The organism is Paenibacillus aurantius (genome assembly GCF_032268605.1).
GTDB classification, from domain to species: Bacteria; Bacillota; Bacilli; order Paenibacillales; family NBRC-103111; genus Paenibacillus_AO; species Paenibacillus_AO aurantius.
This window is the reverse complement of the sequence record NZ_CP130318.1, coordinates 3,887,910-3,907,279: the sequence shown is the minus strand read 5'-3', so window position 1 is coordinate 3,907,279 and position 19,370 is coordinate 3,887,910. Positions and strand designations below refer to the sequence as shown.

The 19,370-nt window shown below is 56.8% G+C and carries 16 protein-coding genes; 11 read left to right on the top strand and 5 right to left on the bottom strand.

Annotated elements, in window-relative coordinates:
• Positions 1-10: 10 nt before the first annotated feature.
• The 3 genes from MJA45_RS17700 to MJA45_RS17690 all read left to right on the top strand — a co-directional run bounded on the left by MJA45_RS17700 (position 11) and on the right by MJA45_RS17690 (position 2,935).
• Positions 11-892, top strand: a complete 882-nt coding sequence (locus tag MJA45_RS17700) for a carbohydrate ABC transporter permease (protein WP_315603229.1) — start codon at positions 11-13, stop codon at positions 890-892.
• 108 nt (positions 893-1,000) lie between these two features.
• Entirely contained in the window at positions 1,001-2,167 is a 1,167-nt protein-coding gene (locus tag MJA45_RS17695; protein ID WP_315603228.1) for an ROK family protein, read from the top strand.
• 18 nt (positions 2,168-2,185) lie between these two features.
• Complete coding sequence (locus MJA45_RS17690) at positions 2,186-2,935, top strand: Cof-type HAD-IIB family hydrolase (RefSeq protein WP_407083055.1); 750 nt, start codon at positions 2,186-2,188, stop codon at positions 2,933-2,935.
• Positions 2,936-3,076: 141 nt separating this feature from the next.
• On the opposite strand, the gene MJA45_RS17685 is transcribed toward MJA45_RS17690, so the two are convergent.
• Positions 3,077-3,196, bottom strand: a complete 120-nt coding sequence (locus MJA45_RS17685) for a sporulation protein YjcZ (protein WP_315603226.1) — start codon at positions 3,194-3,196, stop codon at positions 3,077-3,079.
• A gap of 24 nt (positions 3,197-3,220) precedes the next feature.
• Positions 3,221-3,559: a hypothetical protein gene (locus tag MJA45_RS17680; RefSeq protein ID WP_315603225.1), complete on the bottom strand. Its 339-nt coding sequence runs from the start codon at positions 3,557-3,559 to the stop codon at positions 3,221-3,223.
• 220 nt (positions 3,560-3,779) lie between these two features.
• Between MJA45_RS17680 and MJA45_RS17675 the strand changes: the two genes are divergently transcribed.
• The 5 genes from MJA45_RS17675 to MJA45_RS17655 all read left to right on the top strand — a co-directional run bounded on the left by MJA45_RS17675 (position 3,780) and on the right by MJA45_RS17655 (position 10,936).
• Positions 3,780-5,525 carry an ABC transporter ATP-binding protein gene (locus MJA45_RS17675; RefSeq protein WP_315603224.1) on the top strand — a complete coding sequence of 582 codons (1,746 nt, stop codon included), beginning with the start codon at positions 3,780-3,782 and terminating at the stop codon, positions 5,523-5,525.
• A 46-nt stretch (positions 5,526-5,571) separates the two neighbouring features.
• Positions 5,572-7,398 carry an ABC transporter ATP-binding protein gene (locus MJA45_RS17670; protein ID WP_407083165.1) on the top strand — a complete coding sequence of 609 codons (1,827 nt, stop codon included), beginning with the start codon at positions 5,572-5,574 and terminating at the stop codon, positions 7,396-7,398.
• 76 nt (positions 7,399-7,474) lie between these two features.
• Positions 7,475-8,263: an SDR family oxidoreductase gene (locus MJA45_RS17665; protein WP_315603223.1), complete on the top strand. Its 789-nt coding sequence runs from the start codon at positions 7,475-7,477 to the stop codon at positions 8,261-8,263.
• Between the two features lie 264 nt (positions 8,264-8,527).
• Positions 8,528-9,976 (top strand): cardiolipin synthase, encoded by a 1,449-nt coding sequence (gene cls, locus MJA45_RS17660; RefSeq protein ID WP_315603222.1) that lies wholly within the window; start codon positions 8,528-8,530, stop codon positions 9,974-9,976.
• A gap of 111 nt (positions 9,977-10,087) precedes the next feature.
• Positions 10,088-10,936 carry a hypothetical protein gene (locus MJA45_RS17655; RefSeq protein WP_315603221.1) on the top strand — a complete coding sequence of 283 codons (849 nt, stop codon included), beginning with the start codon at positions 10,088-10,090 and terminating at the stop codon, positions 10,934-10,936.
• 176 nt (positions 10,937-11,112) lie between these two features.
• On the opposite strand, the gene MJA45_RS17650 is transcribed toward MJA45_RS17655, so the two are convergent.
• Together MJA45_RS17650 and MJA45_RS17645 are read right to left on the bottom strand one after the other, a co-directional pair.
• Positions 11,113-12,105: a glycerophosphodiester phosphodiesterase family protein gene (locus MJA45_RS17650; RefSeq protein ID WP_315603220.1), complete on the bottom strand. Its 993-nt coding sequence runs from the start codon at positions 12,103-12,105 to the stop codon at positions 11,113-11,115.
• A complete protein-coding gene (locus MJA45_RS17645) occupies positions 12,089-12,673 on the bottom strand; it encodes a TetR/AcrR family transcriptional regulator (RefSeq protein WP_315603219.1) in 585 nt (194 codons plus the stop codon). Before MJA45_RS17645 ends, MJA45_RS17650 begins: the two co-directional genes overlap by 17 nt.
• A 213-nt stretch (positions 12,674-12,886) precedes the next feature.
• On the opposite strand from MJA45_RS17645, the gene MJA45_RS17640 reads away from it, so the two are divergent.
• Together MJA45_RS17640 and MJA45_RS17635 are read left to right on the top strand one after the other, a co-directional pair.
• Positions 12,887-14,131 (top strand): MFS transporter, encoded by a 1,245-nt coding sequence (locus tag MJA45_RS17640; protein WP_315603218.1) that lies wholly within the window; start codon positions 12,887-12,889, stop codon positions 14,129-14,131.
• A gap of 193 nt (positions 14,132-14,324) precedes the next feature.
• The gene (locus MJA45_RS17635) at positions 14,325-15,089 is read left to right on the top strand and encodes a transglycosylase SLT domain-containing protein (RefSeq protein ID WP_315603217.1); all 765 of its coding nucleotides are present in this window, start codon (positions 14,325-14,327) and stop codon (positions 15,087-15,089) included.
• An 83-nt stretch (positions 15,090-15,172) separates the two neighbouring features.
• Here the strand turns inward: MJA45_RS17635 and MJA45_RS17630 are convergent, their stop codons facing one another.
• Positions 15,173-16,618 (bottom strand): amino acid permease, encoded by a 1,446-nt coding sequence (locus tag MJA45_RS17630; RefSeq protein WP_315603216.1) that lies wholly within the window; start codon positions 16,616-16,618, stop codon positions 15,173-15,175.
• A gap of 175 nt (positions 16,619-16,793) precedes the next feature.
• Here MJA45_RS17630 and MJA45_RS17625 point away from each other — a divergent pair, with 175 nt between their 5' ends.
• Complete coding sequence (locus tag MJA45_RS17625) at positions 16,794-19,343, top strand: PAS domain S-box protein (protein WP_315603215.1); 2,550 nt, start codon at positions 16,794-16,796, stop codon at positions 19,341-19,343.
• Positions 19,344-19,370: the final 27 nt, after the last annotated feature.

Here is a 19,370-nt window from a genome sequence, read left to right as displayed (position 1 = left end):
GGTAGGCCTCATGGGAGAAACCCGGGGAGACCGCGCATTCGATATCGTCAATATCCTATTCTTGTGCATTATCACTGTCCTTGTCATCTATCCCCTTCTGTTTGTGCTGAGCGCTTCGATCAGCAACCCGGCCAAGGTTTTCGCGGGAGAGCTTTGGCTGTGGCCGAAGGAAATCACGTTTGACGGGTATAAGCGCATTTTTGCCAACAAAGACATTATGACCGGTTACGGCAACACGATTCTGTATACGTTCGTAGGCACGGCCGTCAACGTCGTTCTGACGATTTGCGCCGCTTATCCCATGTCCCGGAAGGATTTGAAGGGGCGCAACGTGCTCACCGTGCTCATCGTGTTTACGATGTTCTTCACCGGCGGCTTGATTCCTACCTATTTGATCGTCAAGGACTTGGGCCTTCTGGACTCCATATGGGCGATGATTTTGCCGAATGCCATTGCCGTTTATAACGTTATCATCATGAGAACGTATTTTCAGACAAGCATCCCTTCCGAGATGCAGGAGGCGGCATCCATCGACGGCTGCGACAACTTCCGCATTCTCACCCGCGTCGTGCTGCCGCTTTCCATGCCGATCTTGGCCGTCATGGTGCTTTTCTACTCGGTGGCCCACTGGAACGCCTTCTTCAACGCCCTTATCTATCTGTCTGACAGGACTAAGTTTCCCCTGCAGCTGATTCTGCGCGAAATTCTCATCCAAGGGCAGACGCAGGACATGGTCGACATGAATGACGATACCCTCATGCGCAAAATGATGGAGGCTGAGTCCATCAAGTACGGGGTCGTGGTCGTCGCCAACCTGCCGGTTCTTATGCTCTATCCGTTCCTGCAGCGTTATTTCGTCAAAGGGATGATGATCGGTGCCCTGAAAGGCTGATACCAAGAGCCGGTTTCCCCGGAAACGAAAGGAGCTGTTCCAACCCTAATATGTTAAAATTAGATCGGCGGAAGCCCTCCGCACTTTGGAAAAAAAGGTTGAGATTCCATGTCCGGTGAAAGACTGAAAAGCCATCAATTGCTTAAATCGATCAATCAGCATAAAGTTATGTATTTGATCCATTCGGAAGGGCCGATTTCCCGCGTCGAGCTGGCGGAGAAAACGGGCCTGACCCAGCAGACCGTCACCAACATCGTGAACCGTCTGCTTGAACAGGATATGGTGCGCGAGGGAGAGCCCGTCGTCAGCAGCGGAGGCCGCAAGCCAGTTCCCTTGACGATCAACGGATCCCGGCTGTATGCGATCGGCATTGAAGTGGCCGGTAAGTTCATCAGGGGCACCTTGATGGATTTCCGCCAGGAACGGATCGGTGCAGCCTCCCGAAGCGTAAGTCATTATGAAAGCGAGGAGCATCTGATCACGCTGCTTCGCTCCGTCATGGATGAGCTTATCGCCCTTGTTCCGGATCCGGTCCTGATCAAAGGCGCAGGCATGAGCATCCAGGGGCTGGTCGACTCCAGACGGGGCGTTGCGCTGCGTCTGCCGGGCATCGGCTGGGGGAGCTTTCCTTTGAAGGAGAAACTCGAGGAGCTTTACGGCATTGCCTTCTATATGGAGAATGACGTCAATCTGCTGGCTCTAGGGGAAAACATGAACGGCTCCTTGAACGATTCGGTCCATAACATCACCCTGAAATTCGATTACGGAATCGGGGGAGCAATCTGCGCCGGCAAGGAGCTCGTCACCGGCTCTTCCTTCGTGGCCGGGGAGTTCGGCCATTACAAAGCCTTTACCGGGAAGGATGCCAAGAAATGCCACTGCGGCGGTTACGGCTGCCTAACGACTCTTGTTTCGGAGAGTGGGCTAATGAAGAACGAGGGCTTGTCCATTGACGAGCTCGCGGATGGCGTGCGGGCGGGTGAACCGGATAAGGTCTCGCTCTACGAGCGGATGGCCGAAGCGGTTTGTCTCGCGGTAAGCAATGTCGTGACCTTCCTTAACCCGGATCACCTGCTTGTGACGGGTAGCGTGCTAGAGAAGTTGGGGGATCTCCTCCTTCCGGAGCTCCACCGCCGGCTGCCGGATTATGTGCCCGAGACCTGCCGAGGCGTGAAAATCATTCACTTGCAGCACAAGCCGGATGAAACGGAGCTTGCTGTCGGCCTGGTCGTCAAGAAAGTGTTCGAGGTGCCCGTGGAAAGCTTGTCTTTGTAACGGGACGGAAGAGAGAGGATGGTCATGGTGAGGCCCTTTAGATTAATTGCCCTGGACTTGGACGGGACGCTTCTTACCGATGAGAAGACGGTTTCCGCGGCGACGAAGCTGTGCTTACAGGAGGCGGTCGCTCAGGGGGTTCATGTCATTTTCGCTACGGGAAGGGGGATTCAAACGGCCGGAGCCTTCTGGCAGGAGCTTGGCCTGCAGTCTCCGATGGTTCTGCTTAACGGCGCGGAAATCTGGGCGGGTCCGGGTGCGCTGCACCGCCGTACCTTCCTTCCGAAGGAGACCATCCGGCGTCTTCATGAGGCGGCGGTTTCGTACGGAGCGCGCTTCTGGGGATACAGCGTCGAAAGCTTGACGGGAACCAAGGACTGGTCCGAGGAGATGTTCGGGCGCGACTGGATGAAATTCGGAATCAAGCATGAAGATCCTTTCACGCTGTCTGCGCTCAAAGAGCAGATTCTGGCGTGGGGCGCCCTCCACGTGACGAGCTCGGCTCCGGTAAATCTGGAAATTTCCGTAGAAGGCATTACCAAGGAGAGCGGAGTGCGGGAGGTGTGCCGGCTGCTCGGCATCCGGATGGAGGAAGTCCTGGCGGTGGGGGACAGTGACAATGATCTGCTGCTGCTGACCTCAGCCGGACTCGGTGTCGCGATGGGGAACGCGGAAGTGCATGTCCAGAAGGCGGCTGGCTATATTACCGCTTCGAACAATGAAGACGGAGTAGCCCGTGCGATTGAACGATTTGTGCTTAGCGCCTGACCGTGAATGGACGGCAGAAGACGTAAATGCGTAATCGGGCGTTAGGCTTGATCCTGGCTTCCCTGGTTACCCGGTTGATAGACCGGAAATAAAAAAAGCAGCCGATGGGGCTGCTTTTTACCGTTACAGGCCGGTCGTTCGTCAGATCAGGATGGAGCGGGTGATGATGACCAGCAGGATGAAGAGCACCAGGATAACGCCGACAGAAGTAAAGCCGCCGCCGTAGCAACCGTAACCGCCGCCGTAAAGTCCGTAAGACATTCAGGATCAACTCCCTTGGTAAGATTATCCGTACACCATAAGATATGGGTTCTGCTTGCCTGATGATTGGACAGCAGCCCGTTCCCGGCGCCTATTGTTCAGGTGGGCGCAAGCGCAGTGTTTCCAGTGAAGAAGCATCCATTCGCCTACGGAAGTTCGATCGGGTTGATAGGCCGAGGCATACTGCTCGATCCGCAAGAAGACCGCCGCGATGATTTCTTCCCTCTCCTCCATCTCCAGGGCAAGACGTTCTGACAGGTGATACAGGCTAAGCCCATACCGGTCATAAAGCGAAGAAAAGGCCGTACGGTCGCCCTGTGCGAGCCTTTGGATAAGAGAGATATCGGTCAGCTGGTCCATCACGTGCCCTCATTTCGCATGATCCTTTTCAACCCTTTTACCCGTTAAAGCGCTGCTTGAACCGAAACCTTATACTTATCTTATACAAATATTTTACAATGGGCGCCTAACCGGTATGGCGGAATTTGTTTAGCGGTAAACCATTCGGTGATGACATTTTGAGAAGATAGGAGTATTGTGATTAGTAAGGACAACAGCGATTACTTAGGAAAGGGGCAGGGCCTTGGGCTATTTGGCTAAATACAGACGCAAGTACGGCAAATCGTTTATGGCGGCAATTTTCTTCCTTACTATTGAAGCTCTCGGAGATCTCCTGCAGCCGACCATTATGGCCAAGATCATAGACGTGGGCGTGTCGGGAAGGGACATGGGGTATGTTCTTCGTATGGGCGGGCTGATGCTGCTTATTACGCTGATCGGGGCGGTAGGGGCTTCGGCGCGAAATATCATTTCAAGCCGTGTCTCCCAGAAGTTCGGGACGGAGCTGAGATCGGATCTGTTCCGTAAAATCCAAAGCTTGTCCTTTCGCAGCATCGACAAGTTTGAAAGGGCTTCCCTGGTGACCCGTCTTACCAATGACGTAACCCAGGTTCAGAATTTCGTGAACGGTCTGATGAGAATTTTCGTGAAGGCTCCTCTGCTCTGCATCGGAAGCTTGATTATGGCGGCCCGCTTGGAGCCGGAGCTTTCCCTGATTCTTGCCGTTGTCGTTCCCCTCGTCGGCCTTCTCATCTTCATGAATATGAGGGTGGGCTTTCCCCGGTTTCTGAAGGTTCAGAAAGCGCTGGACCAGGTCAACCGGGTCATGCGGGAATACCTGTCCGGGGTCCGCGTGGTGAAAGCCTTCAACCGGTTCAACTATGAAACCGAGAAGTTCCAAGAGGCTAACGCGGAGTATCAAACCCGATCGGTGGCCGTCATGAGGGCCATGTCGATCTTCAACCCGGCCATTATGCTGACGGTCAACCTCGGCATTCTGGCCGTTATCTGGCTCGGCGGCATTCGCGTGGACCAAGGACAGATGCAGGTGGGCAGCATCATTGCCTTCATTAACTACATGACGCAGATTCTCTTCTCGCTCATGACCATTTCGATGGTGTTCAACATGTTCGTCCGCGCCCGGGCTTCCACCGCACGCATCGGTGACGTATTCGCCGAGGAGAATCCGATGACGTGGAAGGAGGAAGCGGCTTTCGCTTCAGCAGAGGCAAAAGGAAGGATCGATTTCGAGAACGTGACGTTCTCTTACGAGGGAGAGGGGGGAGAGCCGGTGCTTAAGGGGATTACGTTCAGCTGCCTCCCGGGAGAGACCGTCGGCCTGATCGGATCGACGGGTTCCGGCAAGAGCTCCCTGGTGAACCTTATCCCCCGGTTCTACGATGCCGACTCGGGAACCGTTAGGGTAAACGGCCGGGACCTCCGGGAAATGGACCCGCACCAGCTCCGGGAAAGCATGGCGGTCGTTCCGCAGAAGACCGTTCTGTTTACCGGCAGCATTGCCGCCAACCTCAAATGGGGCAAAGAGGACGCTACCCGCGAACAGCTGGAGAGAGCGGCACAGGCTGCGGAGGCTGCGGAATTCATTGAGAAGCTTCCGGAAGGGTATGAAACAAAGCTCGGCCAGAAGGGCGTCAACCTGTCGGGTGGCCAGAAGCAGAGGCTCTCGATTGCCCGGGCACTGCTCCGCGAGCCGGATATTCTCATTCTCGACGACTGCACGAGCGCCGTCGATGTAGAGACGGAAGCCCGGATCAAGGCTTCCTTGAAAGCCTATTCCCGCGGGCTGACCTGCCTTCTGATCGCCCAGCGGATCACTTCGGTGATGGATGCCGACAAAATTGTCGTGCTCGACAACGGAGAGCTAGTCGGCATAGGCACGCACGACGAGCTGATCAAGGAGTGCCGGGTGTATCAGGAGATTTACCGGTCCCAAATCGGAAAGGAGCTGCACGCCGATGTCAACGCATAAGGAAAGCCCGGGCAGAAACAGGGGACAGGCGGACCCTGCTCCTCCGATGGGCATGCCGGGTGGCCCGGGCCGGCCTGGCGGAATGATCGGCCGCGGAGGGAGGGTCCAGGCCGTCAAGCCGAAGCAGTTCCGGGCTACGCTGACCCGCCTGTGGAGGTACCTGGGCGCGGAGAGGAAGCTGCTTACCTGCGTCTTCCTGTTCCTGCTCTTAAGCGCCGGTCTTACCTTGGCCGGTCCCTACCTGATCGGACGCGCCGTCGACGCCATGTCGGTGAACGGGACCGCCGTCGACTTCCGCTTGCTCCAAACCGTGCTTGTGGCGCTCCTGGCCGCTTATCTGGCCGACGCCGTCCTTACCTTCAGCCAGAGCTGGATCATGGCAGGCTTGTCCCAACGAATCGTCATGGGTCTTCGCCGGACCATGTTCGCGAAGCTGCAGAAGCTGCCGCTCGCTTATTTCGATTCCCGCCCCCATGGGGAAGTGATGAGCCGTCTATCCAATGATATCGACAACGTAAGCAATTCCATTTCGCAGTCGACCACCCAGCTCATGTCAGGAATCATCGCCATTGTCGGTTCGCTGGTCATGATGCTCATCCTGAGCCCTCTGCTCACGCTGGCCAGCCTTATTACTGTACCGCTGGTTTATCTGCTCGCCCGCTCGATCACCCGCAAGACGAGCAGCCTTTTTAAGGCCCAGCAGGCGGAGCTCGGCAAGCTCAACGGGCATATCGAGGAAACGGTATCGGGCATTGCCATGGTCAAAGCCTTTAATCATGAGGAATCCTCCATCCGGGAATTTGAGGAAGTGAACGCGAGGCTGTACGAGGTCGGCTTGAAGGCGCAAATTTATTCCGGCTTTCTTATGCCCATTCTGAGTGTCATCAATAACATCGGGTTTGCCGCCGTAGCCATTGTCGGAGGGGTGCTTGCCGTCAAGGGCAGCATCACGGTCGGCATTATCGCGAGCTTCCTGAGCTATTCCCGGCAGTTTGTCCGGCCGCTTAACGAAATCGCCAATACCTACAACCTTCTGCAGTCGGGCGTGGCAGGGGCCGAGCGGGCCTTCGAGGTGCTGGACGAACAGGAAGAGCCCGAGGATCCGCCGGGAGCGGTTCCGCTTGTCCACCCGCAGGGCCGGGTGGTGTTCGACAACGTTACCTTCGGGTACCGGCCGGACCGGCCCATCCTGCAGAACGTCAGCTTCGAGGCCGAGGCGGGTACGAGTCTCGCCCTCGTCGGTCCGACGGGAGCGGGCAAGACGACGATCGTTAATCTTGTGACGAGGTTCTACGATGTGACGGGCGGAACCATCTATCTCGACGGCAAAGATATCCGCCGGTATACGAGGGACAGCCTTCGCCGCTGCTTCGGAATCGTGCTTCAGGACACGTACCTGTTCTCGGGAACCATCCGGGACAACATCAAATACGGCCGGCCGGAGGCAACCGATAAGGAAATGGAAGAAGCGGCGGCGATGGCGAATGCGGAAGCCTTCATCCGGAAGCTGCCCAAAGGGTACGATACGCTGCTTAGCGAGAACGGCGGCAATCTGAGCCAAGGGCAGCGGCAGCTTCTCGCCATCGCCCGGGTGATGCTGGCCGAGCCGTCCCTGCTCATCCTGGACGAGGCGACTAGCAGCATCGATACCCGTACGGAGCAGCATATTCAGGATGCTCTGCTAACGATGATGCAGGGGAGAACGAGCTTTGTCATTGCCCACCGGCTCAACACGATCCGCGATGCGGACACGATCATGGTGATCGATCAGGGAAGCATTGCGGAGAAGGGCAGCCACGAGGAGCTTTTGGGAAAGGGCGGCACCTATTCCCGGATGTTCCACAACCAGTTCAAAAACCTGGAAGGCGCTTGATTCAGCAAGAACCCGCGACGGTTAAATAGTGGAGGATGAGGAGTTTCCATACTTTAACCGTTAGGAGATGAGGGTAATGGGAGAGAAACGGGTTGCCGGGAAAGTGGCCGTCATTACGGGCGGCGGATCGGGAATCGGAAAAGGAGCCGCCCTTAGGCTGGCGGAGCAGGGAGCGAAGATCTGCCTGTTGGACCGGACGGTAGAGGAAGCCGACCGGGTCAAGCAGGAGATTGAAAGGGCAGGCGGAGAGGCACTGGTCGTGGAGACCGATATTTCCAAGCCGGAGATGGTGGAGGAAGGCATCCGCCGGGCCGTCGAGCATTACGGGAAGATCGATATTCTATTTGCCAACGCCGGCATTAACGGCACCTGGACCCCGATTGAAGACTTATCCGTAGAGGAATGGGATCAGACCCTCGATATCAACCTCAAGGGAACCTTCCTGACCTTGAAATATGCGATTCCCCATCTGAAGAAGAACGGGGGAAGCGTCATCATTACGAGCTCGGTGAACGGCAACCGGGTGTTCAACAACTTCGGGGCGAGCGCGTACAGCTCAAGCAAGGCGGGCCAGGTAGCCTTCATGAAAATGGCCGCTCTCGAGCTGGCGAAGTTCAAAATTCGCGTAAACGCCATCTGCCCGGGAGCGATTGAGACGAATATCGATGAGAACACGAACCGCACGGAGGAGGTGGAGAAGATCGCCATTCCGGTCGAGTTTCCGGAGGGCGCCAACCCGCTTCAGGGAGGGCCGGGGAACATCCGGCAGGTGGCCGATCTGGTGCTCTTCCTCGCTTCGGAAGAAGCCTCCCACGTGTCCGGAACGGCGATCTATATCGATGGAGCGGACTCGCTTCTGCATTAGCGGCTAACCCGGCTGGCAATTCTTTCTTGCTATATTGGGATCACCGGTCCCGTCTTTTCTTTCCTTTCGGCGGAAGCTCTTCGGAGCTTCCGCTTTTTGACGTCGGAGTGCCTTATCCGTGAGTGTTGTTCTGCTTTCCTATTGAATTTCGTGCCCCATACGGGGGGTTCCCGCCAACAAAGTTACCGGATAAGGCACGAGGTTTGTTGTTTTTACCAGAATCCGTTATATTTTAGTAATGCGGCTTAGAGGGGAGGGAAGGCCATGGGATGGCTGAAAGACGTATCGACTTTTTTGCTTGTGCTGAATCTTTTGCTGGCCCTGGCCATTGTCTTCCTGGAGCGGCGGAATGTAGGCGTCACCTGGGCCTGGCTCATGGTGCTGCTGTTTCTGCCCGGCCTCGGCTTTGTGCTCTATCTGATTCTGGGCCAGAATTTATCCCGGCGCAAGCTGTACAAGATCCGGGAAGAGGACCAGCGGAAGCTGGACTCCTTGATCGAAAGCCAGCGCGAGAGCTTCCGCCGCCACCAAATCCACTATAACGATCCCGAGATGGTTATCTACCAGGATCTGATCTATATGAACCTGAGAAGCGGCCACGCCCTCTTTACCCAGAACAATGCGGTGGAGGTGTTCACCGACGGCCCTTCCAAATTCGACAGACTGTTCGCCGACCTGGAGGCGGCCCGGCATCATATTCATCTTCAATATTATATTCTGAACGCGGACGGGTTGGGGAAGAGGCTCGTGGAGCTCCTGGCCCGCAAAGCCCAAGAGGGAGTGCAGGTAAGGCTGCTTTATGACGACATTGGCAGCAATAGGCTGCCGCGCCATTTTTTTGACGGGCTCATCCGGGCGGGGGGGCAGGTGGCGGCTTTCTTTCCGTCCCGCATTCCTTATTTGAATTTCCGGGTGAATTACCGCAACCACCGCAAGGTGGCCGTTATTGACGGGGAATTCGGCTATATCGGCGGCTTCAACGTAGGAGACGAATACTTGGGCCTGAACCCGAGATACGGCTTCTGGCGGGACACCCATCTGCGGCTGCAGGGAACGACCGTGCTTCAGCTGCAAGCCCACTTTCTGATGGACTGGAACCTGGCCTCCGTTCACAAGCTGAAGGAGGAGACCTCCTTCTTTCCGCTCTATCGTCCGGGCGTGGGCCAGGTAGGGGTACAGATTGTGGCAAGCGGACCGGATAACGAGATGGAGCAGATCAAGAACGCCTATATCAAGATGATCAACGACGCGAAGGAAAGCATCTACATCCAATCCCCGTACTTCATTCCGGACGAAAGTCTCTTAAATGCGCTGAAACTGGCCATCTGGTCAGGAGTGGACGTGCGGATGATGATCCCGAGCCGTCCGGATCACCGGATGGTGTATTGGGCCTCCTGGTCCTACCTGGGGGAGCTTCTGGAGGCGGGCATGAAGTGCTTCCTCTATGAGAAAGGCTTTCTTCATGCCAAAATGGTCGTCATCGACGGCCGGGTCGCCTCGGTCGGCACCGCGAATATGGACATCCGCAGCTTCAAGCTGAATTTCGAGATCAATGCTTTCCTTTACGATACGGCTACCGCTTCCCGGCTTCAGGCCATCTTCGAAGAGGATATGGAGCACAGCCTGCAGCTGACCTATGACATCTACCGCAACCGGTCGGCTCTGTACAAGCTCCGGGAATCCTGTACCCGGCTGCTTTCTCCTATTCTATAGAAAGATCTCTGCCTTTTCAGAAAACTCTCAGCTAGCACTCAGACGCCCTTCAGCTAAGGGGGCTATAGTACTAAGTGTAAGGCAAATAGAGAAGAAAAGGTGGAATGAAGAATGAATTCGTTCAAAGGCAAACTCCTCAAAAGCACGTTGGCGGCAGGCGTTATTCTAGGCGGCGGCATCGCAGCCCTCTCTCAAAGTCAAGTGTTCGCGGATACGACGGATTCGGGACAAGCCCAGACGGCACCGGGAACGAAGGCGCAGACCGGAACGAACGATTCCTTCCCCGGCGGCGGCCATGGCAAGCGGGGCGGCGGCTTCGGAGAGAAAGGCTTCCGCGGTGGGAATGTGCTTCAAGAAACGTCCGATCTCTTAGGAATCGATACCTCCGCCCTGATGACGGAGCTTAAGGCAGGCAAGACGCTGGCACAGGTAGCCCAGGAAAAGGCGGGCCTGACGCAGGAGGCGTTCCTCGAGAAGCTGACGGCGGCCGAAACGAAGAGCATCGATGACGCCGTAGCGGCAGGCAAGCTGACGCAGGCGCAGGCGGATGAGCAGAAAGCGGGGCTCACGGAGCATCTGACGCAGGAGATCACCGGCACGTTCCCGGCTGACTTCGGCAAGGGCGGTCCCGGTCGGGGGGGACATGGCGGACCCGGCGGACATGGAGGCTTCGGGCTGCATCCTGACAAGCTCGCTCCTCTGGTCGGGCTGACGGACGACGAGCTGAAGACGGAGCTGGAATCCGGCAAGTCACTCGCCGAAATCGCCCAAGCCAAAGGCATTAGCGAGGATGACCTCATCGCCAAGATCAAAGAATCGATGACGGAGGATATCAAAACCTTCGTGGAAAGAAAAGGAACGGATCGGCCGCAGCGCGGAGCTGACGGCAAGACGGCCGCACCGGCCACACCGGCTCCATCGAGTGGAGCAACGGGAACAAGCGCAACGACAGCCGGCTAAAGGATCGCAAAAAGCTGCCCAGGTGGGCAGCTTTTTTGCGCATGGGAGGGAGTCTACTGAAAAGAGGAGCGGCTCCAACGCCCCGGCAGACTCGCAAGCCGAGGAGGATGGACGGAACACCGGTTGTTCCCTATCCGCCGCCGGTTGAGGGCAGACGCCGGCCAGAGCCGGTACCGTCAGGGAGTATCGGGGAGAACGGCCTTGGCCACCCGGTCGATCCGGTTCGTCCAGATCCACCCCGTGAAGCCGTCCGGCAGCCGCTTTAGGTCTTCCGGGGTGTCAAACCCGCTGGAAAATTCGCTGCCGTCGCCGCCCACGACGATTACCCTCGTATCGGCGCGCTCCATGCGGTTCAGGAATTGGTACGGCCATCCCCACAGCAGGGGAGCGAGCTTCTCGGGAAGCTGGAGCTGGGTGTGGCGGCACGCTTCGGGCATATAGCCCGTCCAGCCGACCGCCAGGTAGGAAAGAAGGCAGCCCTTTAAGGTTTCCTTAGACATTACCCTTAGGGAAGGAAGCTTCTTCTTGAGCTCGGCTACCGGCTGATCTCCGCCATACACCGTCAGCTTCTCCCGGCGCCCGGCCGGCAGCTCCGCCAGGATAGAAGCAAGCCGTTCTCCTTCCCGGGGATCGTTGCTCTTGATGTGAAGCAGAAGGTAGCGGTCCGGGAACCGGTCCAGCACCTCCGTAAGCGTTGGCATTAACCCGATCCCTTTTCCGCGGAAAGGATAGGTCCGGCCCTCGTCCGCCGTGTATCCGTACCCGATATCGGCCTTCTTCAGCTCGGCCATCGTATAGTCGCGGGTAACGCCCTTGAGATCGGTACGGCAATCCAGCGTCCAATCGTGAAAGACCGCAAACTGGTCGTCCTTCGTCCAGTGGACGTCGAATTCCACCATGCCCGCTCCGGCCTCGAAGGCCGCCTCCATCGAAGCGAGGGTATTCTCGAGATAAGGGTGCTCCGGCGGATAGATCCGCTCCGCCGTGCACGTGTCGTTCCCGATACCCTCCATGGGGAAGGTTTGGGCCAGGCCCCGGTGGGCGAGAAGCTGAGGGGGGCCGTCCGGCTTGGGCGCCAGCAGGCTGGTATTCATCAAGTAAACGATAACGACCAGTACGGCCAATAACCGGAGCGCCTTGCTCCGAAGCAGCTTACGAGCTCTTCCCACCGCCGATTCCCTCCCATACGGTATTCAGCTGGGCCCTCATGCTTGCCATCACGCTATCCCGATCTTTACCCTGCAGAAGAGAGCTCATGTAAAGGGCGAGAAGAACGGATGCGGCACTACCGGCATCTCCTTCGGAACGCACCTGCCCGGTCTTCTTGCCCTCTTCGAGAAGGGAAGCGAGCTTGTTCCGAAAGACGGCCAGATTCGCCGATTCCTCCCCGGCTTCAAGGGCCGAGCGCACCGTTTCGGCCAGCACCCGGCGAAGCAGATCGTAATGCCGGAAGTACAGCTCCGTCAGATCGCTAAAGATTCTCTGAAGGCGGTCCTTCCAATCGCCCTCCGCATGCCGCTCGATGATGGCGGTCATAAGAGGCAGGTAGGTTTCGGAGAGGTGCAGAAGAAGGTGCTCTTTTCTCGGAAAATAATTGAAAAAGGTTCCTTTGGCAATTCCGCAGGCCGTTGTGATCTCCTCTACGGTTACCTGATCATAGCCTTTCCGCTTGAACAGCTCGACCGCGCGGCGGACAATGTCTTCCCGGGTCCGGGCTTTTCGGGTTTCTCTAGACACGATGGATCACTCCTCCTACACCAAAAAATGACCGTAGTCATAAATGACTGTGGTCATTGTACATCGAAGGACAGCGGTTTGGCAAGCCGGTTGACGTGCCTAGAACGGCGGGGAAGACAAGACGGAACGCCCGGCTCTTCCCGTTCTCCAGGAAGTTTCGTGGAAGTGTCTTCCTCCCGGTGGTACAATGAATGGAGGGAGGAGAGACCGGACATGACCTTTTCTTGGAAACGCAATCTCGCCGTCCTGTGGATCGGCGTTTTTTTCTGCAGTACGGCTTACTCGGTATCTATCCCGTTCCTGCCCATCTTCCTTCACACGGAGCTTGGCGTAGGAGAAAGCGAGCTGGGTGCCTGGTCGGGAGCCGCTTTCGGCATAACCTTTCTGGCGAGCGCCTTGATATCGCCGTATTGGGGTTCGCTTGCGGACAAGTACGGGAGAAAGCCGATGCTGATCCGCTCGGGCTACAGCCTGGCGGCGCTTTATTTTATTAATTTCTGGGTGCATAATCCCTACGAGCTACTCGTTCTGCGCATTCTGCAGGGACTCCTCGCCGGATTTGTCCCCGCTTCCATCGCGCTGGTCGCCACCAATACCCCGGAGAAGCATGTAGGGTATGCCCTGGGAATAATGGCCACGGCCGGAGCGACGGGAGGCATCGTCGGCCCGCTGGTCGGCGGTTTTGTCAGCCACTGGTTCGGCAACCGCGAGGCTTTCTTGTTCTCGGGCTTCATCGTTCTAATTGCCGCCCTGATTGCCACTTTCTTCGCGAAGGAAGAGAAGATCAACCGCACGGGGGTCCGCTCCAACATCCGGGAGGACCTGAGAACGGCCGCTTCCAACCGGACCTTCATGACTTTGCTCGGCCTCGTGATGATGGGGACGTTCTCGATCATGATTCTCGAGCCGCTCATCACCGTCTATGTGCTGGAGCTGGGCGCTTCCAAGCAGGATGCCTCCCTCAGCTCGGGCATTATCTTCTCCGCGGTCGGCATCGCTACGGTACTGGCGGCCCCCCGCTGGGGCAAGCTGGGGGCGAAGACGGGCTTCTCACGAATCCTGTTTATCGGGCTGATCGGCGGGGGAATCGGGAACCTGCTGCAGGTGTTCGTTCATCACCTCTTCGGCTTTGGAGCGCTGCGTTTTATGTACGGGTTGTTCTGGGCGGGGGTCTATCCTTCGGTCAACGCCATGATCGTTAAGGTGACCCCAAGTGAATTCCGGGGGAGGGCATTCAGCTTGAACCAGTCGGCGAATCAGCTCGCCATGATGCTTGGGCCTGTCGTCGGAGGCTTTCTTGGGGGCTTGGTCTCGATTCGAACGATTTTCGTCATCAATGGAGTAGCGCTTCTGCTTACCGCCGCCCTCATCAAGCTGAACCGCCTGGACAAGCGGGTGGCCGAAGCGTCCGGCGAGCCCATGCCCTCTGCAGCGGGAGCTTCCCCGCGAACGGGGTAGCCCTTGGGACGGACGAGCCTGAATCTCCGGATAAGGCCGTAAACCGCAGCAAAAAATAATGAGCTTGGAACTCAGGAGCCTTATCCGGCCTGGGTTCCGGGCTTTTTTATTGGGGATGGAAGAAAAAGGATGTTTAATTCTTGTCCGATTGCGGTAATAAACCAGGTGGATAATAAGACGCAAGGAGGCAGAGATGGGGAAATTTCCTTTCCTTTCTCTGGCGCTGGTCATTATTATGGGACTGTTGTCGGTCGGCAGGTTATTCGTCCAAGAGAACGTTAGCGCCAGAGAGCAAGAGCAGCAAAGTCAGACAGAAGAACACAGGCTCCTGAAACCGATGGTCTTCAAGGCTCCGATAGACCGGAAGCCGGTAAATGAAGTACATATCATGTCAGCGGTACATACGGATTCGGTCCCCGATGCGGGGGGAAAGCAGGCAGAAGCCCAGAAAGAAGCGCCGAAAGAAGCGCAGGGGCCGAAGGAGCCGAAGCGTCCACCGCTGCCGAACCTGCCCCTTCCAGACCAGCTGCTGGATTATCTGTGGGACCGCTCCCGCGAGAGTGGACTGTCCTTCAGCCTACTGCTGGCTATGGCCAAGCAGGAAAGCAATCTGGGGCAGGACAAGATCAATGTCAACACCAACGGCACCGTAGACAAGGGGATCATGCAGGTGAATTCCAGCAGCCTGGATTGGCTTGCGGGGCTGGCCCGGATCCAGGAAGTGGATCCGATGAACGATTATCACAGTATCGACTTGGCCATCGCCTTTCTGAAGTTCGCCCGGAATTATTGGGAGAAGCAGGGGTTGACCGGGGAAAGACTGGAGAATTATATGATCGTTTCGTACAACCGCGGAATCGGCGGATGCCGCTATTATGATCAAACCTATGGGATCAACAACAATGCTTACCTGATCAAGGTGCGCCAGAATCAGGAGCGCTTTGATCTCCAGCTGTGAGCCCTTGCCGCCTGCCAAGGGATAGCCGACAAACCAAAAGACCGGTTCTCAGGAACCGGTCTTTTGGTTTGTTCCAGCATGCCTTATCCTCTATCCTCCGGGTCGAACCGGCACTCCATCAAGGGAATGACCTTCGTCCTCTTGATGCCTTTGTACCCGAACCACAGAAGCAGAAAAAGAGGAAGCCCGACGTAGGAAACGAGGATGCCGTGCCAATCCGGATGCCCTCCGGTGAAGGCCCCGTAATTTTGCCCGAGGATCACGATTAGGCACAGCACGAAGGCGAAGAGAGGGCCGAAAGGGAACCATTTGGCCCGGTAAGGCAGCTCGCCCAGGCTCCGTCCTTGGGCCACATAGGCCTTGCGGAACCGGTAATGGGAAACCGATATTCCGAGCCAGGCGATGAACCCCGACAGCCCGGAGGCATTCAACAGCCAAATGTAGACGACGCCTTCCCCGAAGATAGAGGAAAGAAAGGCAAGCGCCCCTGTCAGGGCAGTGAGAACGAGGGCCGCCACCGGGACTCCCCTCTTGTTCAGCCTGCCGAATACCCGGGGGGCTTTGCCGTCCTTGGCCAGCGCCCACAAGATGCGCGTAGAGGCGTACATGCCCGAGTTGCCTGCGGATAGAACAGCTGTCAAAATAACGGCGTTCATGACGGAAGCCGCCACCGCGAGCCCCGCTTTCTGAAAGACCAGGGTGAAGGGGCTGACCTCCACCGTCCCCACCGATAGCTCCGGGCTGGAATAAGGGATGAGGAGGCCGATCACGAGGATGGCGAGAATGTAGAAGAGCAGAACACGCCAGAAGATCTGCCGGATGGCTTTCGGGATGTTCCGCGCCGGGTCCTCGCTTTCGCCCGCCGCCACGCCGATCAGCTCGGTTCCTTGAAAGGAAAACCCGGCGACCAGGAAGACGCCGAGGGCCGCCATGAATCCGCCGTTGAAGGGGGCGTCCCCCGCCGTAAAGTTGCGGAATCCGACCGCTTCTCCTCCCAGAATGCCGAAGATCATCAGAAGGCCGGCTCCAATGAACAAAATGACCGTAGCTACCTTAATGAAAGAAAACCAGTATTCGCTTTCCCCAAAGCTGCGGACCGAGACAAAGTTGATGAGCAGCATCAAGGCAAGGAACAAGGAACTCCACAGCAGAGCGGGGCTATCCGGAAACCAGAATTTCATAATGACAATGCCCGCCGAAAGCTCGGCTGCTATCGTAATGGCCCAGTTATACCAGTAGTTCCAGCCGAGAGCAAAACCGAGGGAGGGATCGACGAACCGGGAAGCGTAGGTGCTGAACGAGCCCGAAACCGGAAGGAACGCCGCGAGTTCCCCCAGACTGGTCATAAGAAAATAGACCATGAGGCCGATGGCGGCATAAGCGGCGATGGCTCCTCCGGGGCCCGCGCCGCTTATGGCGGTGCCGCTCGCCAGAAACAAGCCGGTTCCAATGGAGCCGCCCAGGGAGATCATGGTCAGGTGCCGGGCTTTCAGCCCGCGCCTGAGCTTCGAAGCAGAAGAGTTGGACATGGACGTAAGCTCCTTTTTGTTATTGTTATTTCCTTTTATTCCCGTTTTATTTGGTTCTTATTAGAGGAGATTTACAGGGAGATACAGAAGTAAGCAGATAAGGTTACCAATACATAGAACCAAAGGTGATGGATGGATGATGGGAAATCCGCATACTTGTTCCGAAGGACCATTCTTGAACGGAGCGGAAACGGATGCCGGCGGCTCACACACGAACCCTGCCTTGTACCGGTTTGCTTTTGAGCACGCTGTTTCGGGCATGGCCTTATTTAGCTCCAGGGGGCTGCTGCTTGACGTGAACCGCCGGTTTGCCGAGCTGATCGGCCTTTCCGCCGAGGCACTCTTTCGCTCGTCGCTCTCTTCTTTCTTGGTTCGGGAGGATCTTCCCCCGTTCTACCGGGCGCTGCGCAGGCTTAAGCGTTTGGGCGGGATGGAGGAAGGAGAATTCAGGCTTCGCCATACCGGCGGGAGCTTCCTGTGGCTCCAATGGAGGGTAACGTCTACCGGCCTGAAGGACGAGGGAGACCCTGTCCTGCTGTTGGACGTTCAGGATATCACCTCCTACAAGAAAATGGAGCGCACTAACTTTGAAAGCGAACAGCGTTACTCCTCTCTCATCGAATATAACCCTGCGGTTATTCTGAGCTTGGATTTGCAGGGTGAGGTTGTCGGGGCCAACCCGGCCGCCGAGAAGGCCATCGGCTACTCCGAGCAGGAGCTTCTCGGGCGTTCCTTCAAGACGCTCATCAAACAGGAAGAAGGGGAGCTCCGGCTGAGCCATTACCGCAACGGTTTCGTTAACGAGACGTTTAACAACCTCATTTCGGTGTGCCACAAGGAGGGACACATCTTGGAATGGGGAGCCAAGGATGTGCCCATCTACGTTAACGACAAGATTGTCGGCTTCTACATCATCGCCAAAGACATCACCGATCAAAGAAAGGACCAGCAATCCCTCCGTAAAGCCGAACAGGAGCTGAAGGACGCTGTCCGCCAGCAGCAGGGACTGACCTACAAATTCAAGGCGGCCGGCGGCCGGCTTGTTCTTACCCTCTGCGACGGTGAGCTGCTTTACCGGATGGGCCTGACGCCGGAAGCCGTTGTCGGACGTCCGCTTCAAGAGGTTCTGGATTGGCAGGGAGAGGAGCGCGAAGAGGCTTTTCGCCGGGCTTTGGCGGGAGAAGAGAACGTGCAGTTTGAAGGCCGGTATGCCGAAATCGATTACCTGGCCTCGCTTCGCCCGCTTAAAGAGGGCGATGCGGTTAAGGAGGTCATCGTCTCGTGTGTGGATATTACCGAGCGCAAATGGATCGCACGCAAGCTGTCGGAAAGCGAACAGCGGTACCGTTCGCTGTTTCATTACAATCCGGACGCCGTCGTGTTCACCGACCGGTCGGGTCATTTCATAAGCTTGAACCCGGTCAATGAACTGATCACCGGGTATAAGCCGGAAGAGTTGGTTCATCAAACCCTTCTGACCCAGATGGAAGAGGAGGATCAACAGGCGGGAATCGAATTCTTCACGCGTACCCTTGGCGGCGAGCCGCAGAACGGGGAGCTGCGCATCCGGCATAAGAATGGACACCCTATTCACGCCCACGTGACCTATATCCCCACCATCGTGAACCAGGAGGTCGTCGGCGTCTACTCCATCATCAAGGATATTTCCGCGCAGAAAAAGATGCAGGAGGAACTCCGTTCCACGAAGGAGTTGCTGGAATCGTTCGTGGAGAACATCGATGAAGCCATCTGTCTGCTTGACCTCGACCGGACGATCATCCAGATCAACCGGGCCTTCGAGCGCATCTACGGCTGGGCGAAGGAGGAAGCGGAAGGGATGCGGCTTCCGGTCATTCCGCCCGGTCAGGATGACGAGTTTCGGGAGACGCTCACCCGCGTGATAAGCGGAGAACCCGTAGTCGGCCGGGAAACGGTCCGGACGCACCGCAGCGGCCATCTGCTTACCGTGAGCGAAACCGTTTCGCCCATCCATGATGCCCAAGGAAAAATCGTGGCGTTCGCCTCCTTGTCGAGGGATATCACGGAGCATAAAAGGACGGATGAGCTGCTCCGCAAATCCGACAAGCTCTCGGTGGTGGGCCAGCTGGCGGCCGGAGTCGCCCATGAAATCCGCAACCCTCTCACCTCCCTGAAAGGCTTTCTCCAGCTGCTTCGCGGAAGCGCCAAAGAGAACCAAAACTACTACGATATCATGCTTTCCGAGCTGGAGCGGATCAATGTGATTGTCAATGAATTTCTCTTCCTTGCGAAGCCTCAAATTTCCGGAAGCGGGAAGAATGACGTCTGCCATCTGCTGAAGGATGTGATAACCCTTCTAGATACTCAGGCCATTCTTTCAAACATTGAAATTCGCTTTCAGCCGGAAGGGGCCGCTTGGGTCCAATGCGAGGAAAACAAGCTTAAGCAGGTGTTTATCAACATTCTAAAAAATTCCATGGAGGCTATGCCCGCCGGTGGGGTTATCCGGGTGGAAGTCACCCGTCCTGACTCCCGTCAAATCCGCATACGGGTGGAGGATGAGGGGGAAGGAATCCCCGGGGAAAGGCTCCCGAAGCTGGGAGAGCCGTTCTATACCACCAAAGAAAAAGGAACCGGGCTTGGCCTGATGATGTGCTTCAAAATTATCGAGGCCCACAAAGGCCGAATTACGATCTCGAGCTCCCTCGGAGCCGGCACGATCGTAGACGTCTACCTTCCCGCATAAATGGGCCGTTCCGTCCTGGTCCATCCG

Coding starts and splice junctions, on each gene's coding strand:
- MJA45_RS17700 (WP_315603229.1), top strand. CDS start 11: ATGGGAGAAACCCGGGGAGACCGCGCATTCGATATCGTCAATATCCTA.
- MJA45_RS17695 (WP_315603228.1), top strand. CDS start 1,001: ATGTCCGGTGAAAGACTGAAAAGCCATCAATTGCTTAAATCGATCAAT.
- MJA45_RS17690 (WP_407083055.1), top strand. CDS start 2,186: ATGGTCATGGTGAGGCCCTTTAGATTAATTGCCCTGGACTTGGACGGG.
- MJA45_RS17685 (WP_315603226.1), bottom strand. CDS start 3,196: ATGTCTTACGGACTTTACGGCGGCGGTTACGGTTGCTACGGCGGCGGC.
- MJA45_RS17670 (WP_407083165.1), top strand. CDS start 5,572: ATGGGCATGCCGGGTGGCCCGGGCCGGCCTGGCGGAATGATCGGCCGC.
- MJA45_RS17665 (WP_315603223.1), top strand. CDS start 7,475: ATGGGAGAGAAACGGGTTGCCGGGAAAGTGGCCGTCATTACGGGCGGC.
- cls (WP_315603222.1), top strand. CDS start 8,528: ATGGGATGGCTGAAAGACGTATCGACTTTTTTGCTTGTGCTGAATCTT.
- MJA45_RS17655 (WP_315603221.1), top strand. CDS start 10,088: ATGAATTCGTTCAAAGGCAAACTCCTCAAAAGCACGTTGGCGGCAGGC.
- MJA45_RS17640 (WP_315603218.1), top strand. CDS start 12,887: ATGACCTTTTCTTGGAAACGCAATCTCGCCGTCCTGTGGATCGGCGTT.
- MJA45_RS17635 (WP_315603217.1), top strand. CDS start 14,325: ATGGGGAAATTTCCTTTCCTTTCTCTGGCGCTGGTCATTATTATGGGA.
- MJA45_RS17630 (WP_315603216.1), bottom strand. CDS start 16,618: ATGTCCAACTCTTCTGCTTCGAAGCTCAGGCGCGGGCTGAAAGCCCGG.